Origin of the sequence: Streptomyces sp. WM6386, from assembly GCF_000972385.1 — a bacterium.
Classification (GTDB): domain Bacteria; phylum Actinomycetota; class Actinomycetes; order Streptomycetales; family Streptomycetaceae; genus Streptomyces.
The window spans coordinates 1-923 of sequence record NZ_JXTE01000248.1 but is presented as its reverse complement, the minus strand read 5'-3'; the positions used below and the strand labels follow the sequence as shown (position 1 = coordinate 923).

1 protein-coding gene and 1 pseudogene are annotated in these 923 nt (G+C 67.2%); one reads left to right on the top strand and one right to left on the bottom strand.

Annotated elements, in window-relative coordinates; translation table 11 throughout:
- A partial coding sequence (locus TN53_RS41035) for a hypothetical protein (protein ID WP_234441828.1) occupies positions 1–564 on the top strand: 564 nt, incomplete at its 5' end.
- Between the two features lie 77 nt (positions 565–641).
- Here TN53_RS41035 and TN53_RS46240 read toward each other — a convergent pair.
- A pseudogene (locus TN53_RS46240) lies at positions 642–776 on the bottom strand (VOC family protein); the annotation flags it as partial.
- Positions 777–923 lie beyond the last annotated feature (147 nt).

Genomic DNA, 923 nt, shown 5'->3' with positions numbered 1-923 from the left:
TGGGCCGTCGGACCGCTCGCGCCCCTCGATTTCTCCCAGCCGCCCCTTGCTTCCGGGCGTGCCCCTGCGGAGTCGTGGGATCTGTGGCTAAACCTGTCCGCCGTGCATCCTGCGGCCGTTCCTCTCGCGGACTTCGTGGACCGCTGGCGCAACAACCCCACCGCGTTCCCCGGTGACCGGTACGCGGACAACATGTTTGCCGCCTACCGGGCCCAGCCGCTGATCAAGGCGTACCTCGACCACCCCTTCAGCCTCGACATGGGCTACCTGGGCTTCCTGGGCGACAGCGATCCGTCGGAGCACCCCGTCATCGGTTACAAGGGAACCCGCGCCGAATACATACGAGATCTCACGTCGACAAGAACATCGAACACGGATGTACTCACGCTGGATGGCTGGTGGCTGGAGGTGTATGAGCGCGGCATGGAGGCCGTCCACGCCTTCTGCGAGCCGGATCTGTGCCCGCACGACCCTGCGCTGCCCGCCGTCTGGCCGGGCAGCGAGGCGTACCTCGCGAACCTTCCCGGCGACACGATCATCGTCCGGGTCCACTGTCACTGCTGATGTGACTCATCGGGTCGGTCACAGCGGCCCCAAAGGCTGTCCCGCGATGAGCGACCCGAGGTGCAGGGAACCGGTCGTCATGCGTCCTGGTCGACGTTGACGATGTTGCCGTCCGGGTCACGCAGCCATACTGAGCGGCGTCCCCAGGGCTGAGTTGTCGGCGGCTTGAGGATCTCGATGTCCCGTGCCGGCAGGCGTTCGTGGCGTGCGTCAACGTCGGCGACCTACTCCAGTCGAAGAGCCCAGCGACATCGAAGGCCCCGTGCACTTCGGCTGCCTGCTCCACCTCGCCGGCGAGGTGGAGGGGGCGATGTGGTGGTGGCAGTTCGCCGCCGGCGCCGGGGATGCCACCGCGGCCT